Source organism: Agrobacterium sp. SORGH_AS_0745, from assembly GCF_030818995.1.
GTDB classification, from domain to species: domain Bacteria; phylum Pseudomonadota; class Alphaproteobacteria; order Rhizobiales; family Rhizobiaceae; genus Agrobacterium; species Agrobacterium tumefaciens.
The window spans coordinates 2,141,936-2,162,623 of the sequence record NZ_JAUTBI010000003.1 but is presented as its reverse complement, the minus strand read 5'-3'; the positions used below and the strand labels follow the sequence as shown (position 1 = coordinate 2,162,623).

Below are 20,688 nucleotides of genomic sequence, written 5' to 3'. Positions count from 1 at the left end.
CTGAATTTAAAATTACATTTATGTAATGGTTGTTAATGGTTAGACGGGGACGTTAATCTTTCTGTTGGAGATTTCAGTCCAGCTTTTGCGTCGATCAGGCTGCCCGGTGGAAACCGGGCACCCTGTTTCAAGTATTAAACGCGTTCAGCGGATTTTGCCCAGAGGTTGATATCCGCGTCCTTCGCGTAACCGTCGATTTCCGCAAGCTCCTCTGTGGAGAAATCGGCATTGTCGAGCGCCTTGACGCAATCCTCGACCTGTTCGACACGGCTCGCACCGATGAGCGCCGACGTGATGCGACCACCGCGCAGCACCCAGGCGATTGCCATCTGCGCGAGCGTCTGGCCACGCCGCTCGGCAATGCGATTGAGCGCGCGGATGTTTTCGACATTGCGCTCGTTGAGGAAGGCGGGGTTGAGTGACTTGCTCTGCGATGCACGGCTGCCATCAGGCACGCCACCCAGATATTTCGTCGTCAGCATGCCCTGCGCCAGCGGCGAAAAGACGATGGAGCCAATGCCAAGATCTTCCAGCGTATCGACCAGACCGTCTTCCTCGATCCAGCGATTGATCATGGAGTAGCTCGGCTGGTGGATGATGCAGGGCGTGCCGAGATCTTTCAGGATCGCGGCGGCCTCACGGGTGCGTTTCGAGTTGTAGGACGAGATGCCGACATAGAGCGCCTTGCCCGAGCGCACGATCTGGTCCAGCGCGCCGCAGGTTTCCTCAAGCGGCGTGTTGGGATCGAAACGGTGGGAGTAGAAGATATCAACGTAGTCCAGCCCCATGCGCTTCAGGCTCTGGTCGCAGGACGATATCAGATATTTGCGGCTGCCCCACTCACCGTAGGGACCGGGCCACATGTTGTAGCCCGCCTTGGACGAGATGATCATTTCATCGCGGTAGCCTCTAAAATCCGTCTTCAGGATTTCGCCGAAGGCAGTTTCGGCGCTGCCGGGTGGTGGGCCGTAATTATTGGCCAGATCGAAATGGGTAATGCCGAGGTCAAAGGCGCGGCGGCAAATGGCCTGTTTGGTCTGGTGCGGTGTGTCGTTGCCGAAATTGTGCCACAGCCCGAGCGAGATCGCCGGCAGCTTCAGGCCAGTCTTTCCGCAATGATTGTATTTCATGGATGTATATCGGTTTTCGGCCGGTTGCCAAACCATGGGTCTTCCTCCACTTGCTGATGAATGGTTGCCGGAGAAGCCGGCAAACCTTTGAAAGATGAGGGCAGGCGCAACGTTGCCTGCCGTTCCGCTAAGGATGGTTAAGCCTTTCGCCGCGTGGTTTCAATGCGAGGATTGGCAGGTATAAAGATCGAAGATACGGAACTGCGGCTGCCCGCTGCCCGCCTTCGGGGTGAAGATGATCCGGCGTGTTTCGCCCGCTGCGAGATCGAACAGATTGTCGGAATAACGCCCGGGCTGATCGGCCTCCAGCATGACGAAGAGGGCAAGACCCGCTGCGGTGACATCGATTTCGAGCTGGCCGTTTTTCAATGTGCCGGTGGAGAACGTCAGTCCAGCGGGCTGTAGCTCCAGAGACTTGTAGGTGTCGCGCACATGATGGCCTTCGCCTGTCATGCCGTTGGATGCTATGAAGTTCCAGGCAAGAATGGAACCATCAGGCAGGCTGTCCATGTCGATTTCGGTCAGCGTCGCCGCCTTGTCCGTACCGCACGTGCCGTTGGCAGATTTCAGCGGCACGCGGTTACCCTCCATGGTGAGGGCGACAATATTCATGTCGATCTCGACATCTTCCGCCGTGTCGTTGACCATGGAGAAACTTAACCGGCGCCCGTCTTCCGAGGGAATGGCGGAAACCGAGACCGGTTGGAAGAAACGGCGGGCAGCATAATGCAGCGCCTTCCAGCCGCCGCCGTAATCCAGGCTCGACCATGAGGCAACCGGCCAAGTATCGTTGAGCTGCCAATAGAGCGTTCCCATGCAATGGGGTTTCAGCGAGCGCCAGTAGTCGACCGCGGTTCGGATGGCCAGCGCCTGCTGCACTTGGCTCAGATACACGAAATTTTCGAAATCCTTCGGAAAGCGGAAATAGCGGAACATGGTGCCAGCGATGCGCTCATTGCCGCCGACATTCTTCTGGTGCAGTTCGATCACCGGGGAGGCGATGTTCATGTCTTTCTCTTCCGCATAGGTGCGGATGACAGGCATGGAAGTGTAGGACTGAAAACCGAATTCGGAGCAGAAGCGCGGTTTGACCGAGCGGTAATTGTCGAACGATTTGTTTTCGTGCCAGACGGACCAGTAATGCATGTCGCCGGAACCATCCGCATGCCAGGCATCACCATAATCGAGGTAGCCTGAAGCCGGGCTGGAGGGCCACCAGAGTGCTTCGGGGGCGGCTTTTTTCAGCGCCTTTTCGATAGTGCGGTTGAGGCGGTCGTAAGCCACGAGATAACGGTCGCGGTTGTTGCGGGGCTCCTCGAACCAGGTGAGGGCACCCACCAATTCGTTGTCGCCGCACCAGAGCGCGATGGACGGATGGGAGGACAGGCGTTTTACCTGATAGTCGACCTCGTGTTCGACATTGTCGAGAAAGTCTTCGCTGCAGGGGTAAAGGTTGCAGGCGAACATGAAATCCTGCCAGACCAGAAGACCGAGACGGTCACAGAGATCGTAGAACCAGTCTTCCTCGTAAAACCCGCCGCCCCAGACGCGGATCATGTTCATATTGGCCTCGACGGCCGAACACAGAAGGTCTTCGGTTTTTTCGCGGCTGGTCAGCGAATAAAGCGCATCGGATGGAATCCAGTTCGCGCCACGGCAGAAGATTTCCCGGCCGTTGATGCGGAAGGCAAATCGGCTACCGGCCTCATCCTTGTCCGTCAGAAGTTCAATGGTCCTGAAGCCGATCCTGCGGGTGACGGTTTCATCCGGTAACTCCACCGCCAACGTGTAGAGCGTCTGTTCGCCGCTGCCCGCCGGCCACCAGAGCGCGGGGTCTTCCACGAAGAAGACGTGGCGCACCACCGTCTCACCCGCACCCACGCCGCAATCAAGCCGCAGCCTTTCATCGTTGAGGGAAAGATAGAGCGGAAGGCTCGCCTGACCTTCGGCAAACAGCGTGATTGCCACATGCAGCTCGACGCCGCCGTCGACATGATGTTGTGAGGTGACGACGTGTTCGACCCGTGCCGTATCGAGGCGCTTCAGCAGGATTTTGCCGTAAAGGCCGAGCGGAGCAATCGCGATATTCCAGTCCCAGCCGAAATGGCACTGTGGCTTGCGCAACATGTTGCCGTTGGCAATCGGCGAGTTGCCCTCATGATAGGGAATGTAAAAAGGTTGTCGCGCCTGCCGTTCCGCCCCGGCTGCGATGTTGGAGTGGAAATGGATACGAATGGTGTTTTCACCGGGCCGCACGGCGCGAGACACATCGGGACGGTAACGTCGGAAGCAATTGTCCGAACTCAAGACCGGGACATCGTTGACGAAGACGATCGCGACGGTGTCGAGATAATCTATATCGAGATACCAGCTGGCATCGGCGTCATCGAGGATGAAGGTCCGCTCTATGATCCAGTCCCGATGCGCGACCCATTGCACCGCATTTTCATTGGCACCGTGATAGGGGTCTGGAATGATGCCCGCGTTTTTGAGTGCGCTGTGAACGTCTCCCGGCACGGTAAGGTCGGTCGTATGGTCTCCTTCCAGCGAGGTCAGGCGCCAGAGCCCGGCCAGATCGATGACGGTTTCGGGCGTGGAGGAAGAAATCATGATGGGACCCTGCATGGACGAATTCAAATAGGATAAGCTGGCCATTATGACGCAGGCTTGTGTCGGAATCTGGGGAAGATGCATGCCCGCCAGCCAGCCGTTATCCAGCTCGCTCAGCTCGGCAATCTCCTCCCTCCGGCAACGTTACCGTAAAACAATCGTTCCGTCATGTCTTCGGAGTGAAACTTCATGCGCGAAAAATGCCCGTTGGTACTATTGGAAAACCACGGGTACGGATGCCTTGATATCTATTGACTTTTATTTATAAATATCAATTAATTATTGATACTAATTAATCTAGTTTATTGGCATTGTTTCTCTCTCGAGCAGAATTTTCGAGAGCGCGTAAGGTCGGTAATCCGGGATAAGTCTGTTCGATATTTTTCACGACCTACATCGTTATAGCCAAAGGCCCGAAGACCGGATCGGGTGTGACGGCGACCGGCGACGTTTGCCTTTGCAAGAAACAAAAAGCTATCTATGATTATTGTTCTGCAAAGCGTGGCGAAATGACATGAACGATACTGGTAATTCCGGCAGGGACGAAGCGAAGGCGACAACGGGCGAGCGCCCGACCTTGAAGACCATCGCCTACATGACGGGTCTTGGCATCACCACCGTGTCACGCGCGCTGAAGGATGCGCCTGACATCGGCGCGGAAACCAAGGAGCGCGTGCGGCTGATTGCCCAGCAGATCGGTTACCAGCCGAACCGAGCTGGTGTGCGCCTTCGCACCGGCAAGACCAATGTGATCGCGCTGGTGCTGAGCGTCGACGAGGAATTGATGGGCTTCACCAGCCAGATGGTATTCGGCATCACCGAGGTTCTTGCGACGACGCAATATCACCTCGTCGTTACCCCTCACACCCACGCCAAGGATTCCATGGTGCCGATCCGCTACATTCTCGAAACCGGTTCGGCGGACGGGGTCATTATCTCCAAAATCGAGCCGAACGATCCGCGCGTCCGTTTCATGACGGAGCGCAAAATGCCCTTCGTTACCCATGGGCGGTCCGACATGGGCATTGAGCACGCCTATCACGATTTCGATAACGAGGCTTATGCCTATGAGGCCGTGGAGCGGCTGGCGCAATGTGGGCGAAAGAGGATCGCCATCATCGTGCCGCCATCGCGGTTTGCGTTCCACGACCACGCCCGCAAGGGGTTCACCCGCGGTATCAGGGATTTCGGCGTTTCCGAATTCCCGTTGGATGCCATCACCATCGAGACGCCGCTCGACAAGATCCGCGATTTCGGCAAGCGCCTGATGCAATCAGACGATGGCCCTGACGGCATTGTCTCCATCAGCGGCAGCAGCACGATTGCGCTTGTGGCGGGGTTTGAGGCAGCCGGTGTCAGGATCGGCAAGGATATCGATATCGTGTCGAAACAGTCCGCCGAATTCCTGAACTGGATCCAGCCGCAAATCCACACAGTCAACGAGGACATAAAACTTGCGGGCAGGGAGCTTGCCAAGGCTCTGCTGGCACGCATCAACGGTGCGCCGCCAGAAACGCTGCAAAGCATCAGCCGCCCGGTCTGGTCCTCAATGGCGCCGAAGCCTTGATAGAAGGAACGCCTGTGCGGATCAGGACAGGCAATCCTTCAGCGAGCCGGCGATGCCGCGCATCATCTTGAAGTAGAGATCAGGACCCGGTTCAAGCGTGGCCGCTTCGGGATCGAGCGTCGCAGACTTTGCCGCCGTGCCTTCGGTTATGACGGAGATCAGTTTCGGCTCGAATTGCGGTTCGGCAAAAACGCAGGTCGCGCCAAGTTGGCGAACCTTTTCCTGCATCTCCCTGACGCGATCGGCACCGGGCAGGGTTTCGGGGCTGACGGTGATCGATCCCGCCGTTTTTACGCCGTAGCGATGCTCGAAATATTGATAGGCATCGTGGAAGACGATGAAGGGCTTGTCCTTCACAGGCTTGACCGTTTCGGCAATTTCGCTGTCGAGCGCATCGAGATCGTCGATCAGTTTCTTCGTATTGGCCTGATAGGTTTCCGCATTGCCGGCATCGGCGGCAATCAGCGCGGTTTCTATCGTCTGGGCCATGGCCTTGGCGTTGGCCGGATCGAGCCACAGATGAGTGTCGTACGCGCCGTGTTCATGGTCGCCGTCATCGTGCGCATGATCATGATCATGAGCGTCTTCGCTGTCCGAATGGCCGGCATGTTCTCCATGGGCCTCTTCGCCATCGTCATGCGCCTCGAAAGGGCCGCCTTCGCGGAAGGGAAGCTTTTCCAGCCCCTTGGCGTCTTCCAGTTCGACCACTGTTGCCTTGCTGGTCAACGCCTCCAGCGGCTTCTGCAGAAATGCCTCCAGTCCAGGCCCGACCCAGAAGACCAGATCGGCCTTTTCCAGCGTGCGGGCATTGGAAGGCCGCAGATTATAGGTATGCGGTGAGGCGGCGCCGTCGACAATGAGTTGCGGTTCGCCCACGCCACGCATGATTGCCGCGACGAGGGAATGGACAGGCTTGATCGAGACCACGACATTTGGGGCGGCGGTGGCGCCGGAGGCGGCCGCCGCTATTGCTACCGATGCCATGAGCGGGATCACGAACGATCTCATGAAATGCACTCCACTTGAAGAAGTATAGTTATGTTATTACATTTATTGCGTAACTCTATAACGTATGCGATAGCGGTAAGCAACATCGCCGATCGGACAATCCCATGCTTCATTCCGCCCATGCGGGCAAAGAGATACTGGTGTCACTTTCCAATGCCGGCGTGCAGCGCAACGGTCGCTGGCTCGTGCGCGGCGTGGAGTTTTCCGTCAGCAAGGGTGAGATCGTCACGTTGATCGGGCCGAACGGTTCGGGCAAATCAACCAGCGCGAAAATGGCGATCGGTGTCTTGAAGCCGAGCGAAGGCGCGGTATCGCGCATTGCCGGTCTGAGGGTCGGGTATGTGCCGCAGAAGCTTTCGGTCGACTGGACCATGCCGCTTTCTGTGCGCCGGTTGATGACGCTGACCGGGCCGCTTCCCGCGCGCGAAATCGACGCGGCGCTGAACGCCACGGGTATCGCGCATCTGGCAAACGCGGAGGTGCAGCATCTTTCTGGCGGAGAGTTCCAGCGGGCGCTTCTTGCCCGCGCCATTGCGCGCAAGCCCGATCTGCTGGTTCTCGACGAGCCCGTGCAGGGCGTTGATTTCTCCGGGGAGATCGCGCTTTATGATTTGATAAAAAATATCAGGAATTCAAACAATTGCGGAATTCTGTTAATCTCGCATGACTTGCATGTGGTAATGGCGGAAACCGATACCGTAATATGCCTGAACGGCCATGTCTGCTGCCGGGGAACGCCGCAGGCGGTGAGCCAGAGCCCGGAGTATATGCGGCTTTTTGGTGGGTCGGCCGCCAAGGCGCTTGCTGTTTACAGCCACCATCACGACCACACCCATCTGCCCGATGGCCGGGTGCAGCACGCGGATGGTTCGGTGACCGAACATTGCCACCCCGATGATGGCCATCATCATGCGCATGAGCAGCATCACGACCATAATCATGACCACGGGGACTGCGGCTGCGGCCACGAGCATGACGGACATGCCACTTCAAGCCACCAGCAGGGAGAGCGGCATGTTTGACGATTTCTTCGTTCGCGCCATGATCGCCGGCATCGGTGTTGCGCTCACCGCCGGTCCCCTTGGCTGCTTCGTTGTGTGGCGGCGCATGGCCTATTTCGGCGATACGATGGCCCATTCGGCACTGCTTGGCGTTGCGCTGTCGCTGCTGTTGCAGATCAACCTCATCGTCAGCGTCTTTCTTGTAGCCTCGGCGGTTTCGATCCTGCTGATTTTTCTGCAACGGCGGCAGGCGCTTTCCGCCGATGCGCTCCTCGGCATACTCTCTCATTCGGCGCTGGCGATCGGCCTCGTCATCGTTGCCTTCATGAGCTGGGTGCGCATCGATCTCGTCTCCTTCCTGTTCGGGGATATTCTGGCCGTTACCCGCAGCGATATCGCGCTGATCTGGGGCGGCGGGCTGGTGGTGCTGGTTTCCATGGTGTTCCTGTGGCGATCTCTGCTGGCCTCCACAGTCAATACCGAGTTGGCCGAGGCCGAGGGGTTGAACCCGGAACGCGCCAAGCTCATCTTCACGCTGTTGATGGCGCTGGTGATCGCCATCGCCATGAAGGTGGTCGGCATCATGTTGATCACATCGCTGCTCATCATACCGGCGGCGACAGCCAGACGTTTTTCTTCCACGCCTGAGGTGATGGCTGTGGTCGCGTCTGTGATTGGAGCGGTTGCCGTCGTTGGCGGCCTGTTCGGATCGCTGAGTTACGACACGCCATCAGGACCGTCCATCGTGGTTGCCGCCGTGATCCTGTTCGTTATAAGCCTGTTGCCGGCACCGGGTTTTTCCCGCTCCGCAGATGAAGGAGGCAAGTCATGAATGCGCAGAACCTTACCAAAAACCAGTCGCTGGTCATGAATGCCTTGTCGAATGCGCATGCGCCTCTCAGCGCCTATGTGATCCTCGACAAGCTGCGCGACGATGGTTTTCGCGCGCCGCTGCAGGTCTACCGGGCGTTGGAAAAGCTGGTGGAATATGGTCTCGTGCACCGGCTTGAAAGTCTCAACGCCTTTGTTGCGTGCACCCATACGCAAGCCGAATGCTGCTCGCATCATCATGGCACCGTCGCCTTTGCCATTTGCGAATCCTGCGGCCAGGTGAATGAGTTCCACGATCACGAGATTGACCATCGCCTCGAGCGCTGGGTCAAGGACAGCAAGTTCAAGGCGGAAAAGACCACTATCGAAATTCGTGGTCTGTGTGCCGCCTGCGCGGGGTAACACCGTTTGGCGACAGCGGGCGTTCTTGCCCGCCATCCGTCATTCTTCGATGACTTCCAGATCCTTCGAAAAGCGCTTCCAGTTTTCGATGTAATTTTCCGCCGAGCGGCGGATGCTGGCGACGGCCTCGTCATCCAGCGTTCGGACGGCACGCGCCGGCGATCCGACGATCAGGGAATTGTCGGGAAACTCCTTGCCCTCCGTCACCAGCGCATTGGCGCCGACCAGGCAGTTGCGGCCGATCTTTGCGCCGTTGAGGATCGTTGCGCCCATGCCGACGAGCGAATTGTCGCCGATGGTGCAGCCGTGGATGATGGCGTGGTGGCCGATAGTGCACATTTCGCCGATCGTGGCGGCAAAACCGAGATCGCTGTGCACCATCACGCCGTCCTGAATATTGGTGCCGCGACCGATGCTGATTGGATCATTATCGCCGCGCAGCGTCGCGCCGAACCAGATGCCGACATCCTCGGCAAGTATCACCGAGCCAATGACATTCGCATCGGGTGCGACCCAGTAGCGATCCGTGGCGGGGGGCTGCGGCACCCGATCTGCGAGGCGATAAAGCGGCATGGCGGTTCTCTCCCTTTGGATTATGCGCCGATAGCGATCAGGCGACCGTAACGGACAGAGTGCCGACACCGTCTACACCACACTCGATCCGATCGCCGCGCACGATAGGGCCGACGCCCGCGGGCGTGCCGGTCATGATGACATCGCCAGCGGCAAGCGTGAACAGCTTGGAAAGCTCGGCAATCACTTCCGGCACTTTCCAGATCATCTGCGCCAGATCGCCTGTCTGCTTGCGCTCACCATTGACATTGAGCCAGATCGCACCGGTCGACGAATGGCCGATCTTGTCTGCGGGAACGATGGCGGAGACCGGCGCGGAATATTCGAACGCTTTTGCGCCCTCCCACGAGCGTCCCATCTTCTTCAAACCATCCTGAAGGTCGCGGCGTGTCATATCGATGCCAACCGCGTAACCCCAGACGTGGCCCAGCGCATCGCTTGCCAGAATATCCGCACCGCCGCTTTTCAACACCACGACGCATTCGACTTCGTAATGCACGTTCGACGACAGCGAAGGGTAAGGGAAATCCTGACCCGCAGGCAGAAGGTTGTCCGGATTTTTCTGGAAATAAAACGGCGGTTCCCTTGAAGGATCGTGGCCCATCTCGATGGCGTGATCGGCATAATTGCGGCCGACACAATAGACCCGCCGCACGGGGAACATCTCGTTTGTGCCCTCTACGGGCAGAAGAACGGGTTCTGGAACTGGAATGACGGTGGCGGCCATGGGATTTCCTGTCGTCTTTTTTAGAACTGCAAGTCTTGTCCCGCGATTCCTGGGTGATTTCCAGTTCAAAATGACCGCAGCCGCAAAACTGGCTTTTTGCGGTCCTTTGCTGTAGAAGCCGCCGCAAAGAGGTAATTCATGTACAGACAAGCGCTTGCAAACGGCGAAAAAATCTTTGCCGTGGCCCCGATGATCGATTGGACGGACACGAGGTGCAGATTTCTGCACCGGCAATTGTCGAAGCGTGCGCTGCTTTATACCGAAATGATCGTTGCCGACGCCATCATCCATGGCCAGCGCGACAGGTTGCTCAACTATCATACTCAGGAACATCCGGTTGCACTGCAACTCGGTGGGTCGGATCCGGTAAAGCTCTCGGAGGCGGTGCGGATCGCCAGCGATTATGGCTATGACGAGATCAACCTTAATGTCGGCTGTCCTTCGGACCGGGTGCAATCCGGCACTTTCGGCGCATGTCTGATGCGCGAGCCCGAGATTGTCGCGCAATGCGTGACGGCGATGAAGGCCGTTGCGAAGGTGCCGGTCACGGTCAAATGCCGCATTGGCGTGGACGATCAGGAGCCGGAAGCCGTGCTGCCGGATTTTCTTTCGCGGGTTGTGGCGGCGGGCGCGGATGCGGTCTGGATCCATGCGCGCAAGGCTTGGTTGCAAGGTCTTTCGCCGAAGGAAAACCGTGAAGTGCCGCCGCTCGATTACGATCTCGTCTATCGCATGAAGCGGGAAAATCCTGACATCTTCATCGGTATCAACGGCGGTATCTCCGATCTCGATCAGGCAAGCCTCCATCTGCAGCATATGGACGGCGTGATGCTTGGCCGTGCGGCCTATCACAATACGTCCATCCTTGCTGATGTCGACCATCGCATTTATGGCGAAGAGGCCCGGCAAGCTGACTGGATGGGGCTGCGTGATGCGATGATGGCCTACGCCACCGACTACATCGCCGCCGGCGGGCGTCTCAACCACGTTACCCGCCACATGGTCGGCCTGTTTCAGGGCATGCCTGGCGCGCGCCGTTTCCGGCAGATCCTTTCCAGCGACGCCACACGGCCGGGCGCTGGAACCGAGGTGATCGAGGCGGCGTTCGCGGCAGTCGATTTCAACCCGGCGAAAGAAATGGCTGGCTGAGCCAGTCAGACCAATTTCTGCAATACCTGTGCGCCGTTTGGTGCATTGACCTTGCCGCCAGTGATGAAGAAAGCGAAGACATCGCGAGGGGTCTTCTCGACTTTTCTATCGGGAGCGATCAGCGGCAGGTCATCCGGAACACCGCCCGCCGCATAGGTCTTGACCCGTTTTGCCCAATGGTCAATCTCGGCCTTCGGATAACAGGTCTCGATATCATCTTCTCCCTTTTGCAGGCGGCAATAGACGAAATCGGCAGTTACGTCAGGCAGCATCGGATAATCGTGATGGTCGGCGCAGACGACCGCGACTTTGTGTTTGGCGAGAAGATCGATGAATTCCGGCACCTGAAATGTCGGGTTTCGCACTTCGACCACGTGGCGAAGGCTGATGCCGTCCTGTTTTTCGGGCAGCAATGCCAGAAACGCGCCGAAATCCTCGGCGTCGAATTTTTTAGTCGGCGCGAATTGCCACAGGATCGGACCGAGATGGTGGCCTAGCTCCGTCAGTCCCTGCGTCAGGAACTTCGTCATGGATTCACCCGCCTCGGCCAGGACCTTGCGGTTGGTGACGAAGCGGCTTGCCTTCAGGGAGAAAACGAAATCCTCAGGCACGTCCGCCGCCCATTTGGCGAAGGTCTCGGGTTTCTGGCTGCTATAATAGGTGCCGTTCACCTCGATCGCCGTCAATTGCCGGCTGGCATGTTCCAGCTGGCGTTTCTTCGGCAGTTTTTCCGGATAAAACGTGCCTTCCCACGGCTCGAAAGTCCAGCCGCCGATACCGGTGCGGATCGTGCCTGATGTCGACATATACTGTTCCTCCTCGGGCTATCGGCCTTACGTACCCTTGCTGCGAAAGGTGCGGATTACTCCGCAGCCTCGCGTTTTCCGGCTGGCCGGCGTTCTAGAAGTTCCTTCAGGAAATGACCGGTATAGGAGCGCTCGTTCTTGACGATGTCTTCCGGCGTGCCGGTTGCCACCACTTCGCCGCCGCCCGTGCCGCCTTCGGGGCCAATATCGATGATCCAGTCGGCCGTCTTGATGACTTCGAGATTGTGCTCGATTACCACGACGGAATTGCCCTGATCCACCAGCGCCTGCAGCATTTCCAGAAGCTTGTTGACGTCGTGGAAATGGAGACCCGTCGTCGGCTCATCGAGAATGTAGAGCGTGCGGCCGGTGGAGCGTTTCGACAGTTCCTTGGCGAGCTTGACGCGCTGCGCCTCGCCGCCGGAGAGCGTATTGGCCTGCTGGCCGACCTTGATGTAACCGAGGCCGACATCGAACAGCGCTTGCAGCTTGTCACGCACGGCCGGAACGGCGGCGAAGAATTCCACACCTTCTTCCACCGTCATATCCAGCACGTCAGCAATGGACTTGCCCTTGAAGGTCACATCCAGCGTCTCGCGATTATAACGCTTGCCGTGGCAGACGTCGCAGGTGACATAAACATCCGGCAGGAAGTGCATCTCGATCTTGATGACGCCGTCGCCCTGGCAGGCTTCGCAGCGGCCGCCCTTGACGTTGAAGGAGAAACGGCCAGGTGCATAACCGCGGGCCTTCGCCTCTGGCAGACCGGCGAACCAGTCACGGATCGGCGTGAATGCGCCGGTGTAGGTGGCGGGGTTTGATCGTGGTGTGCGGCCGATTGGCGACTGGTCGATATCGATCACCTTGTCGATGAATTCGAAACCATCGATGCGGTCATGCTCGGCCGGAATTTCGCGCGCGCCCATCACCCGGCGTGCTGCCGACTTATAGAGCGTCTCGATCAGGAAGGTGGATTTGCCACCACCCGACACGCCGGTAACGGCGGTGAAAACGCCAAGGGGAACGGCCGCAGTCACATTCTTCAGGTTGTTGCCGCGTGCGCCAAAAACCTTGATTTCGCGGCCCTTTTTCGGCTTGCGGCGTTCTGCCGGCACGGCGACGCCGAGTTCGCCGGATAGATATTTGCCGGTCAGCGATTTCGGATTGGCCATCACCTCCTGCGGCGTGCCTTCGGCGATGACCTGACCGCCGTGAATGCCGGCGGCCGGGCCGATATCAACGACATAATCCGCCGTCAGAATGGCATCCTCGTCGTGTTCGACCACGATCACTGTATTGCCGATATCACGCAGATGTTTCAGCGTATCAAGCAGACGGGCATTATCACGCTGATGCAGGCCGATGGACGGCTCATCCAGAACATAGAGAACGCCGGTGAGGCCGGAGCCGATCTGCGAAGCAAGCCGGATGCGCTGGCTTTCTCCGCCGGAAAGCGTGCCGGAATTGCGTGACAGGCTGAGATAATCCAGCCCGACATCGTTGAGGAATCGCAGACGTTCGCGGATTTCCTTGAGAATGCGAACCGCGATCTCGTTCTGTTTGGCGTTCAGATTTTCCGGCAGCGTCTCGAACCAGTCGCGTGCCATACGGATCGACATCTGGGTGACTTCGCCGATGTGCATTCTGTTGATCTTGACGGCGAGCGCTTCCGGCTTCAGGCGATAGCCGGCGCAGGCCGGGCAGGGGGCCGCCGACATATAACGCTCGATTTCCTCGCGCGCCCAGGCGCTGTCGGTTTCTTTCCAGCGACGCTCCAGATTGGGAACGATGCCTTCGAAATTCTTCACCGTCTTGTAGGAGCGCGCGCCGTCCTGATAGTTGAACTCGATCTTGTCGTCAGTGCCCTTGAGAATGGCGTGCTGCGCCTCTTTCGAAAGGTCCGTCCATTTGCTCGACAGCTTGAAACCGAAGGCCTTGCCCAGCGCCTCCAGCGTCTGGTTGTAATAGGGGGAAGACGACTTGGCCCAGGGGGCGATCGCGCCATCCCGCAGGGTGCGTGCAGGTTCGGGCACGATCAGGTTTTCGTCCACCTTCTGCTGCGAGCCGAGACCGTCACAGGTGGGGCAGGCGCCGAAGGGATTGTTGAAGGAGAAAAGCCGGGGCTCGATTTCCGGGATGGTGAAGCCGGAGACCGGGCAGGCGAATTTTTCCGAAAACAGCATACGCTCGTGAGTCTCATTGAGCGATTTGTTTGCGGAGCCGCCAGCCGAGGTTTCTTCCGGCGGCAAGGGCTTGTCGGCAAATTCGGCCACTGCCAACCCGTCGGCAAGCTTGAGGCAGGTCTCGAGACTGTCGGCAAGGCGTGCTGCCATATCCGGGCGCACGACGGCGCGGTCCACCACCACATCGATATCGTGTTTGTACTTCTTGTCGAGGACGGGAACGTCAGCGATCTCGTAGAACTGGCCATCCACCTTGACGCGCTGGAAGCCCTTCTTCATCAGCTCGGCGAGTTCCTTTTTATATTCGCCTTTGCGGCCGCGCACGATCGGCGCGAGAATATAAAGGCGCGTGCCTTCCTCGAAGGCAAGGATACGGTCGACCATCTGGCTGACCGTCTGGCTCTCGATCGGCAGGCCCGTCGCCGGCGAGTATGGCACGCCGACACGCGCAAACAGCAGGCGCATATAGTCGTAGATTTCCGTGACCGTGCCGACCGTGGAGCGCGGGTTCTTCGAGGTGGTTTTCTGCTCGATGGAAATCGCTGGAGAAAGACCCTCGATGCGGTCTACATCCGGCTTCTGCATCATTTCGAGGAACTGGCGCGCATAGGCCGAGAGACTCTCGACATAACGGCGCTGGCCCTCGGCATAGATTGTGTCGAAGGCGAGCGACGACTTGCCCGAGCCGGAGAGCCCGGTCATGACGATCAGCTTATTGCGCGGTAGATCCAGATCGATACCCTTGAGATTATGCTCACGGGCACCACGGATGGAAATCGTCTTCAGTTCACTCATGATAAAGCTCGGACAAAATTAACAGGCCTGATGGCGGCGCGTCCTTATGTAGTGACGCAACCGGACGTGTCGAGGTTTATTCCCTATCGATCGATGGCTTTTCGGCTCACTTGACTCGAATTTCGTGATTTAATAGAACAAAAAAGGAACAAATTGCAAGTGCGAATATACTATCTGAAAAAGTCAGGATTATTCGCTGTGGATTGTTCCCCGTTGCGGTGCCCTTTGCGGGCGGCGATGGTTATTGTGTGCGGGATTTTTTGAAATGCAATTGCCGGTGACGATGGCTGGCGGACAGGATGACGAGATGGCTGGTAGCGTAAACAAGGTAATTCTGATTGGGAACGTTGGCGCCGATCCCGAAATTCGCCGGACGCAGGACGGCCGTCCGATCGCCAATCTGCGTATCGCCACCTCAGAGACGTGGCGGGACCGCAACAGCGGCGAGCGCAAGGAAAAGACAGAATGGCACACGGTCGTCGTTTTCAACGAAGGGCTGTGCAAGGTTGTCGAACAATATGTGAAAAAGGGCGCCAAGCTCTATATTGAAGGCCAGCTGCAGACGCGCAAGTGGCAGGACCAGACCGGTAACGACCGTTACTCCACCGAAGTGGTACTGCAGGGCTTCAACTCCACGCTGACGATGCTCGACGGTCGCGGCGAAGGTGGCGGCGGCAGCCGCAGCGGTGGCGACATCGGCGGTGGAGATTATGGCAGCGGCGGCGGTAACTACGGCGGCGGTTACGACCAGCAGCCGGCGGCTCGCGGCGGTGCGTCGCGTGGCGGCAGCCAGCCTTCCGGCGGCTTCTCAAGTGACATGGACGACGATATCCCGTTCTGATCGGGACCGTGATTGACGGGGCGGGGGCCGGTCGAAACCGGTTGCCCGCTTCAAGGTCGCGACGACCTATGCCGCGGCTTTGTCCGCCAGCATTGCAACCATGACATCGGACTGCGAAAGAATACCCACCATCTTGCCGTTGGCGTCGATCACCGGCAGGTAATGCAGCCCTTCCTCCGCAAAGCGGATGATTGCTTCCTCGATCGCCGTTTCCGGCTGCACGGTTCTAACAGGCGATGTCATGATATCCTTGACGGTATCGTTGGGTGCGCTTGTGCCTGAGAGAATAAGGCGCAGGCGCTGCAGGAAACCGATGGAAGGGCGGCCGTTTCTCCAGCTAGCCTTTTCAAGAAAATCCGTCTGAGTGACGATGCCAAGGATTTCGGCCCTGTCGTTGGTCACGGGCAGAGCCTTGAAATGGCGGTTGCGCATCAGTGAATGGGCGTGGCGCAGGCTATCATCCGGGGCGACGCCGACCACATCGCGCGACATGACGCTGGCGCAATCGAGGTGGAGGGCGCGGCGGCGCCAAGAGCGCAATTCCTGTCTTGCGCAAAATCATCTCCAGCACATCGCGATCAATATCGAGAACCTCGTCATATTCCTTCAGCACCTCGTCCAGATCGGCTGAGGAAAAGCCGATTTTCTGTATCGGCGTCGGGTCTGCCGTGCCGTGGCTGGCCTTTCCCAACCTCAGGCCGTGCGGATAGGCGCGGCCGGTGGCATTGTTATAAACGAGCGCGAGGATGAGAAGGATGAGCGAGTTTCCGGCGACCGGCCAGAGAATAAATCCATAGCCGAGACTATGCACGGCGGGACCGCCGAGAACGGCCGTCAGCGCCACCGCGCCGCTTGGCGGGTGCAGGCAGCGCAGCGCCATCATGGCAGCAATGGCAAGGCTTATGGCAAGCGCGCTGGCAAGAAAAATATCCGGAACGAGTAAAGCCACCGTCACGCCCACGAAAGCCGACACGATGTTGCCGCAGAGGATCGACCAGGGCTGCGCAAGGGGGCTGGATGGCACGGCGAATAAAAGCACCGCCGAGGCGCCCATCGGCGCGATCATGGCTGGCAGGGTAGGGTCTAGGCGGAAAGCAAGGCTGCCCAGAAGTCCCGTCAGCGAAATGCCGACGAAGGCGCCCGCCGCAGCGCGCAGCCTTTCCCGGTTACTGACGGGAGCGGCATCCGGGATGAGGCGGCGCAGCGTGGATCGCATGGAGAGAGCTTTCTGATGCGGAAAAAAGATGCGCGTCTTTTACCCGAGGCAGGAGCCGTATTCAAAGGGCGGATTTTTCGCAAATCCGGCCGGTTGCGGCATTTTGTTGTGAACCGATGGTCGTCAGAATGCGAAGGCCGATTTTATGCCGTCCACTACGAACTGCACGGAAAGCGCGGCAAGAAGGACGCCGAGCAGCCTTGTCAGGATCGCGCGGCCGGTATTGCCGAGAAAACGGTCCATGCGTTCCGAGACGATCAGGGTGGCGTAGACGAGGGCCATGGCGAAGGCGAGGATGAGAATAAGCACGACCATTTCGAGCGTCGTCTTCATCGTTCCCGCCAGGAGCACGGTCGCGGAAATGGCGCCAGGCCCGGCGATCAACGGCAAGGCGAGCGGAAAGACCGCCAGATTATGCAGATGGTCCTTGGTGATGGCGATCTCCGAGGTCTTTTCCTTGCGCTCCTGGCGTTTCTCGAAAATCATCTCGAAGGAAATCCAGAACAGCAGCAGGCCACCGGCGATGCGAAAGGCACCCAGCGAAATGCCGAGAAGGTTGAGGATGGTGAGACCGAACAGGGCGAAGATGGCGAGAATGCCGAAGGCGATGATCGAACCGCGCAGGGCCACCTGGGCGCGCTGGTCGCGCGTCATTCCAACCGTGAGTGCGAGAAATACGGGCGCGAGACCGGGCGGATCGAGCGTGACCAGAAGTGTTGTAAGCGCGTTGATGAGCGTTTCGCTGCTGGCCATTCTTTCCCCACCTGTTCTGTTTTTAGGCCGGAGCCTACGCAAGTCGTACTCGCTTTGAAAGGGAGCGGCGTCGCTTTTGCCAACCTAAATGGCGAAAAGCGGGGTATGTCTTGCAAATGACGCAAAAGACTGTTCAAAACTCGCCGGGAAATTGGCTTAACGTGGCTGTTTCCGCTATAAAAATCCATCCGATTCTTAACAGAGAATGTGATCCGTTTTGACTGACCAGAGCCCCCCCGGCGGCGGAAAACTTCCGCCAGGCATTGAACCGATTTCCATCATTGAGGAAATGCAGCGGTCCTATCTCGATTACGCCATGAGCGTTATCGTTTCCCGCGCGCTTCCCGATGTCCGTGACGGTCTGAAGCCGGTTCATCGCCGTATTCTTTACGGCATGTCCGAACTCGGCATCGACTGGAACAAGAAATACGTTAAATGCGCCCGCGTCACCGGTGACGTGATGGGTAAATTCCATCCGCACGGCAATGCGGCGATTTACGATGCGCTGGCGCGCATGGCGCAGGACTGGTCTCTGCGCCTGCCGCTGATCGACGGACAGGGCAACTTCGGCTCCATCGACGGCGATCCGCCGGCGGCCGAACGTTACACCGAGTGCCGTCTCGAAAAGGCAGCGCATTCGCTTCTCGACGATCTCGACAAGGAAACGGTGGATTTCCGCGACAACTATGACGGCACCTTGCATGAGCCGGTCGTCATTCCCGCGAAATTCCCGAACCTTCTGGTCAACGGGGCGGGCGGCATCGCCGTCGGCATGGCGACGAATATTCCGCCGCACAATCTTTCCGAAGTCATCGACGGCTGTATCGCCCTCATCGACAATCCGGCGATTGAGCTGCTTGAACTGATGCAGATCATTCCCGGCCCGGACTTCCCGACCGGCGCGCTCATCATGGGCCGTTCCGGCATTCGCTCTGCTTATGAGACGGGTCGCGGATCGGTCATCATGCGCGGCCGTGCGACCATCGAGCCGATGCGCGGCGACCGCGAGCAGATCATCATCACCGAGGTTCCCTATCAGGTGAACAAGGCGACGATGATCGAGAAGATGGCCGAACTGGTCAAGGAAAAGCGCATCGAGGGTATTTCCGATCTGCGCGACGAGTCCGACCGCCAGGGTTATCGCGTCGTCGTCGAGCTGAAGCGCGACGCCAATGCCGAAGTCATCCTGAACCAGATCTATCGCTACACGCCGTTGCAGACCTCCTTCGGCTGCAACATGGTGGCGCTGAACGGCGGCAAGCCGGAACAGATGACGCTGCTGGACATGCTGCGCGCCTTCGTGTCCTTCCGTGAGGATGTCGTCAGCCGCCGCACGAAGTATCTGCTGCGCAAGGCGCGCGACCGCGCGCATGTGTTGGTCGGTCTGGCGATCTCGGTTGCCAATATCGACGAAGTCATCCGCGTCATTCGTCATGCTCCCGATCCGGCTTCGGCCCGTGAGGAGCTGATGACGCGGCGCTGGCCGGCGCAGGATGTGGAAAGCCTGATCCGTCTCATCGACGATCCGCGCCACCGCATCAATGAAGACGGCACCTACAATCTCTCCGAAGAGCAGGCACGCGCCATTCTCGAATTGCGCCTTGCCCGCCTGACGGCGCTTGGCCGCGACGAAATCGGCGACGAGCTGAACAAGATCGGTGCGGAAATCAGCGAATATCTCGAAATCCTGTCTTCACGGCTGCGCATCATGCAGATCGTCAAGGATGAGCTTATTGCCATCCGCGACGAGTTCGGCACGCCACGCCGGTCCGAGATCGTCGAAGGCGGTCCTGACATGGATGATGAAGACCTCATCTCCCGCGAAGATATGGTCGTCACCGTTTCACATCTCGGCTACATCAAGCGCGTGCCGCTGACCACCTACCGGGCACAGCGTCGCGGCGGCAAGGGCCGTTCCGGCATGGCGACGCGCGACGAAGATTTCGTCAACCGTCTCTTTGTCGCCAATACTCATACGCCGGTGCTGTTCTTCTCCTCGCGCGGCATCGTGTACAAGGAAAAGGTCTGGCGCCTTCCGATCGGTACGCCGCAGTCGAAGGGCAAGGCCCTCATCAACATGCTGCCGCTGGAACCAGGCGAGCGCATCACCACCATCATGCCGTTGCCCGAGGACGAAACGACCTGGGAAACGCTCGATGTGATGTTCTCGACGACGCGCGGTACGGTTCGCCGCAACAAGCTCGGCGATTTCGTGCAGGTCAACCGCAACGGCAAGATCGCCATGAAGCTGGAGGAGGAGGGCGATGAAATCCTCTCCGTCGAAACCTGTACCGACCAGGATGACGTATTGCTGACGACGGCACTCGGCCAGTGCATCCGCTTCCCCGTCGACGATGTCCGCGTCTTCGCCGGCCGCAACTCGGTTGGCGTGCGCGGTATCAACATGGCGGATGGCGACCGCATTATCTCCATGACCATTGTGGGCCATGTGGAAGCTGAACCGTGGGAGCGTGCGGCCTACCTCAAGCGTTCGGCCACCGAGCGGCGTGCCGCCGGGGTCGATGAGGAAGATATCGCACTGGTTGGCGAGGAAGTCGCGGAAGAAGGCGAACTCAGCGAAGAGCGTTATCAGGAACTGAAGGCACGCGAAGAATTCGTGCTGACCGTCTCTGAAAAAGGCTACGGCAAGCGTTCTTCGTCTTACGACTTCCGCACATCGGGTCGTGGCGGCAAGGGCATCCGCGCCACCGATACCTCGAAGACGACGGAAATCGGCGAACTCGTTGCGGCCTTCCCGGTGGACGAAGGCGACCAGATCATGCTGGTTTCCGATGGCGGCCAGCTGATCCGTGTGCCGGTAAACGGCATCCGTATCGCAAGCCGCGCCACCAAGGGCGTGACGATCTTCTCCACCGCCAAGGATGAGAAGGTGGTTTCCGTGGAACGTATCAACGAGCCTGAAGGCGACGAAGAGGCGGAAAACGGTAATGGCGAAGATGTGGCAGACACTCTGCCGGATACGCCAGAGGCACCGGAGAGCGAGGCGTAAGTCGCCTCGTTTCTTCATTGTCAATCAACAAAAACCCCGCGGTGCACAGGCTCCGCGGGGTTTTTCTTTGTCTCGTCCGATTATGT

The 20,688-nt window shown here is 58.6% G+C and carries 15 protein-coding genes and 1 pseudogene; 7 read left to right on the top strand and 9 right to left on the bottom strand.

Annotation, left to right across the window (positions count from 1 at the left end):
• Positions 1–134: 134 nt before the first annotated feature.
• Together mgrA and QE432_RS20295 are read right to left on the bottom strand one after the other, a co-directional pair.
• Positions 135–1,166: an L-glyceraldehyde 3-phosphate reductase gene (gene mgrA / locus QE432_RS20300; RefSeq protein ID WP_013636166.1), complete on the bottom strand. Its 1,032-nt coding sequence runs from the start codon at positions 1,164–1,166 to the stop codon at positions 135–137.
• Positions 1,167–1,289: 123 nt separating this feature from the next.
• Positions 1,290–3,755 carry a beta-mannosidase gene (locus tag QE432_RS20295; RefSeq protein ID WP_306625453.1) on the bottom strand — a complete coding sequence of 822 codons (2,466 nt, stop codon included), beginning with the start codon at positions 3,753–3,755 and terminating at the stop codon, positions 1,290–1,292.
• A 499-nt stretch (positions 3,756–4,254) separates the two neighbouring features.
• Here QE432_RS20295 and QE432_RS20290 point away from each other — a divergent pair, with 499 nt between their 5' ends.
• Positions 4,255–5,307, top strand: coding sequence for a LacI family transcriptional regulator (locus tag QE432_RS20290; protein ID WP_111783051.1), 1,053 nt, complete (start codon positions 4,255–4,257; stop codon positions 5,305–5,307).
• Positions 5,308–5,328: 21 nt separating this feature from the next.
• Here QE432_RS20290 and znuA read toward each other — a convergent pair whose 3' ends face one another.
• Positions 5,329–6,315 (bottom strand): zinc ABC transporter substrate-binding protein ZnuA, encoded by a 987-nt coding sequence (gene znuA, locus QE432_RS20285; protein WP_080798503.1) that lies wholly within the window; start codon positions 6,313–6,315, stop codon positions 5,329–5,331.
• Positions 6,316–6,419: 104 nt separating this feature from the next.
• On the opposite strand from znuA, the gene znuC reads away from it, so the two are divergent.
• The 3 genes from znuC to zur are packed head-to-tail and all read left to right on the top strand — an operon-like array spanning position 6,420 to position 8,549.
• The gene (gene znuC / locus QE432_RS20280; protein ID WP_025593463.1) at positions 6,420–7,337 is read left to right on the top strand and encodes a zinc ABC transporter ATP-binding protein ZnuC; all 918 of its coding nucleotides are present in this window, start codon (positions 6,420–6,422) and stop codon (positions 7,335–7,337) included.
• Positions 7,330–8,148: a zinc ABC transporter permease subunit ZnuB gene (gene znuB, locus QE432_RS20275; RefSeq protein WP_025593461.1), complete on the top strand. Its 819-nt coding sequence runs from the start codon at positions 7,330–7,332 to the stop codon at positions 8,146–8,148. The genes znuC and znuB overlap by 8 nt, the downstream gene beginning before the upstream one ends.
• Positions 8,145–8,549 carry a zinc uptake transcriptional repressor Zur gene (gene zur / locus QE432_RS20270; RefSeq protein ID WP_025593459.1) on the top strand — a complete coding sequence of 135 codons (405 nt, stop codon included), beginning with the start codon at positions 8,145–8,147 and terminating at the stop codon, positions 8,547–8,549. The genes znuB and zur overlap by 4 nt, the downstream gene beginning before the upstream one ends.
• Positions 8,550–8,588: 39 nt before the next feature.
• Here zur and QE432_RS20265 read toward each other — a convergent pair whose 3' ends face one another.
• Entirely contained in the window at positions 8,589–9,122 is a 534-nt protein-coding gene (locus QE432_RS20265) for a gamma carbonic anhydrase family protein (RefSeq protein ID WP_306625450.1), read from the bottom strand.
• A gap of 37 nt (positions 9,123–9,159) precedes the next feature.
• On the bottom strand, positions 9,160–9,849 hold the full coding sequence (locus tag QE432_RS20260) for a fumarylacetoacetate hydrolase family protein (RefSeq protein WP_306625448.1): 690 nt from the start codon (positions 9,847–9,849) through the stop codon (positions 9,160–9,162).
• Between the two features lie 138 nt (positions 9,850–9,987).
• Between QE432_RS20260 and dusA the strand changes: the two genes are divergently transcribed.
• Complete coding sequence (gene dusA / locus QE432_RS20255; RefSeq protein WP_306625446.1) at positions 9,988–10,998, top strand: tRNA dihydrouridine(20/20a) synthase DusA; 1,011 nt, start codon at positions 9,988–9,990, stop codon at positions 10,996–10,998.
• A gap of 5 nt (positions 10,999–11,003) precedes the next feature.
• Here the strand turns inward: dusA and QE432_RS20250 are convergent, their stop codons facing one another.
• Together QE432_RS20250 and uvrA are read right to left on the bottom strand one after the other, a co-directional pair.
• Positions 11,004–11,804, bottom strand: a complete 801-nt coding sequence (locus tag QE432_RS20250; protein ID WP_013636107.1) for a DUF72 domain-containing protein — start codon at positions 11,802–11,804, stop codon at positions 11,004–11,006.
• A 56-nt stretch (positions 11,805–11,860) separates the two neighbouring features.
• Positions 11,861–14,782, bottom strand: a complete 2,922-nt coding sequence (gene uvrA, locus QE432_RS20245; RefSeq protein ID WP_111804845.1) for an excinuclease ABC subunit UvrA — start codon at positions 14,780–14,782, stop codon at positions 11,861–11,863.
• Between the two features lie 265 nt (positions 14,783–15,047).
• On the opposite strand from uvrA, the gene QE432_RS20240 reads away from it, so the two are divergent.
• Positions 15,048–15,623, top strand: a complete 576-nt coding sequence (locus QE432_RS20240; RefSeq protein ID WP_003515262.1) for a single-stranded DNA-binding protein — start codon at positions 15,048–15,050, stop codon at positions 15,621–15,623.
• Positions 15,624–15,689: 66 nt separating this feature from the next.
• Here the strand turns inward: QE432_RS20240 and QE432_RS20235 are convergent.
• Together QE432_RS20235 and QE432_RS20230 are read right to left on the bottom strand one after the other, a co-directional pair.
• Positions 15,690–16,839: pseudogene (locus QE432_RS20235) on the bottom strand (HPP family protein).
• A gap of 123 nt (positions 16,840–16,962) precedes the next feature.
• Complete coding sequence (locus tag QE432_RS20230; RefSeq protein ID WP_003515260.1) at positions 16,963–17,592, bottom strand: MarC family protein; 630 nt, start codon at positions 17,590–17,592, stop codon at positions 16,963–16,965.
• A 217-nt stretch (positions 17,593–17,809) separates the two neighbouring features.
• Between QE432_RS20230 and gyrA the strand changes: the two genes are divergently transcribed.
• Entirely contained in the window at positions 17,810–20,602 is a 2,793-nt protein-coding gene (gyrA, locus tag QE432_RS20225; RefSeq protein WP_025593447.1) for a DNA gyrase subunit A, read from the top strand.
• Positions 20,603–20,688 lie beyond the last annotated feature (86 nt).

What these genes read in the sequence shown, in the direction of transcription:
- znuC (WP_025593463.1), top strand. Translation starts at nt 6,420, where the DNA reads ATGCTTCATTCCGCCCATGCGGGCAAAGAGATACTGGTGTCACTTTCC.
- QE432_RS20250 (WP_013636107.1), bottom strand. Translation starts at nt 11,804, where the DNA reads ATGTCGACATCAGGCACGATCCGCACCGGTATCGGCGGCTGGACTTTC.
- mgrA (WP_013636166.1), bottom strand. Translation starts at nt 1,166, where the DNA reads ATGGTTTGGCAACCGGCCGAAAACCGATATACATCCATGAAATACAAT.
- QE432_RS20260 (WP_306625448.1), bottom strand. Translation starts at nt 9,849, where the DNA reads ATGGCCGCCACCGTCATTCCAGTTCCAGAACCCGTTCTTCTGCCCGTA.
- QE432_RS20230 (WP_003515260.1), bottom strand. Translation starts at nt 17,592, where the DNA reads ATGGCCAGCAGCGAAACGCTCATCAACGCGCTTACAACACTTCTGGTC.
- QE432_RS20295 (WP_306625453.1), bottom strand. Translation starts at nt 3,755, where the DNA reads ATGCAGGGTCCCATCATGATTTCTTCCTCCACGCCCGAAACCGTCATC.
- QE432_RS20290 (WP_111783051.1), top strand. Translation starts at nt 4,255, where the DNA reads ATGAACGATACTGGTAATTCCGGCAGGGACGAAGCGAAGGCGACAACG.
- QE432_RS20265 (WP_306625450.1), bottom strand. Translation starts at nt 9,122, where the DNA reads ATGCCGCTTTATCGCCTCGCAGATCGGGTGCCGCAGCCCCCCGCCACG.
- zur (WP_025593459.1), top strand. Translation starts at nt 8,145, where the DNA reads ATGAATGCGCAGAACCTTACCAAAAACCAGTCGCTGGTCATGAATGCC.
- QE432_RS20240 (WP_003515262.1), top strand. Translation starts at nt 15,048, where the DNA reads ATGCAATTGCCGGTGACGATGGCTGGCGGACAGGATGACGAGATGGCT.
- znuA (WP_080798503.1), bottom strand. Translation starts at nt 6,315, where the DNA reads ATGAGATCGTTCGTGATCCCGCTCATGGCATCGGTAGCAATAGCGGCG.
- dusA (WP_306625446.1), top strand. Translation starts at nt 9,988, where the DNA reads ATGTACAGACAAGCGCTTGCAAACGGCGAAAAAATCTTTGCCGTGGCC.
- znuB (WP_025593461.1), top strand. Translation starts at nt 7,330, where the DNA reads ATGTTTGACGATTTCTTCGTTCGCGCCATGATCGCCGGCATCGGTGTT.
- uvrA (WP_111804845.1), bottom strand. Translation starts at nt 14,782, where the DNA reads ATGAGTGAACTGAAGACGATTTCCATCCGTGGTGCCCGTGAGCATAAT.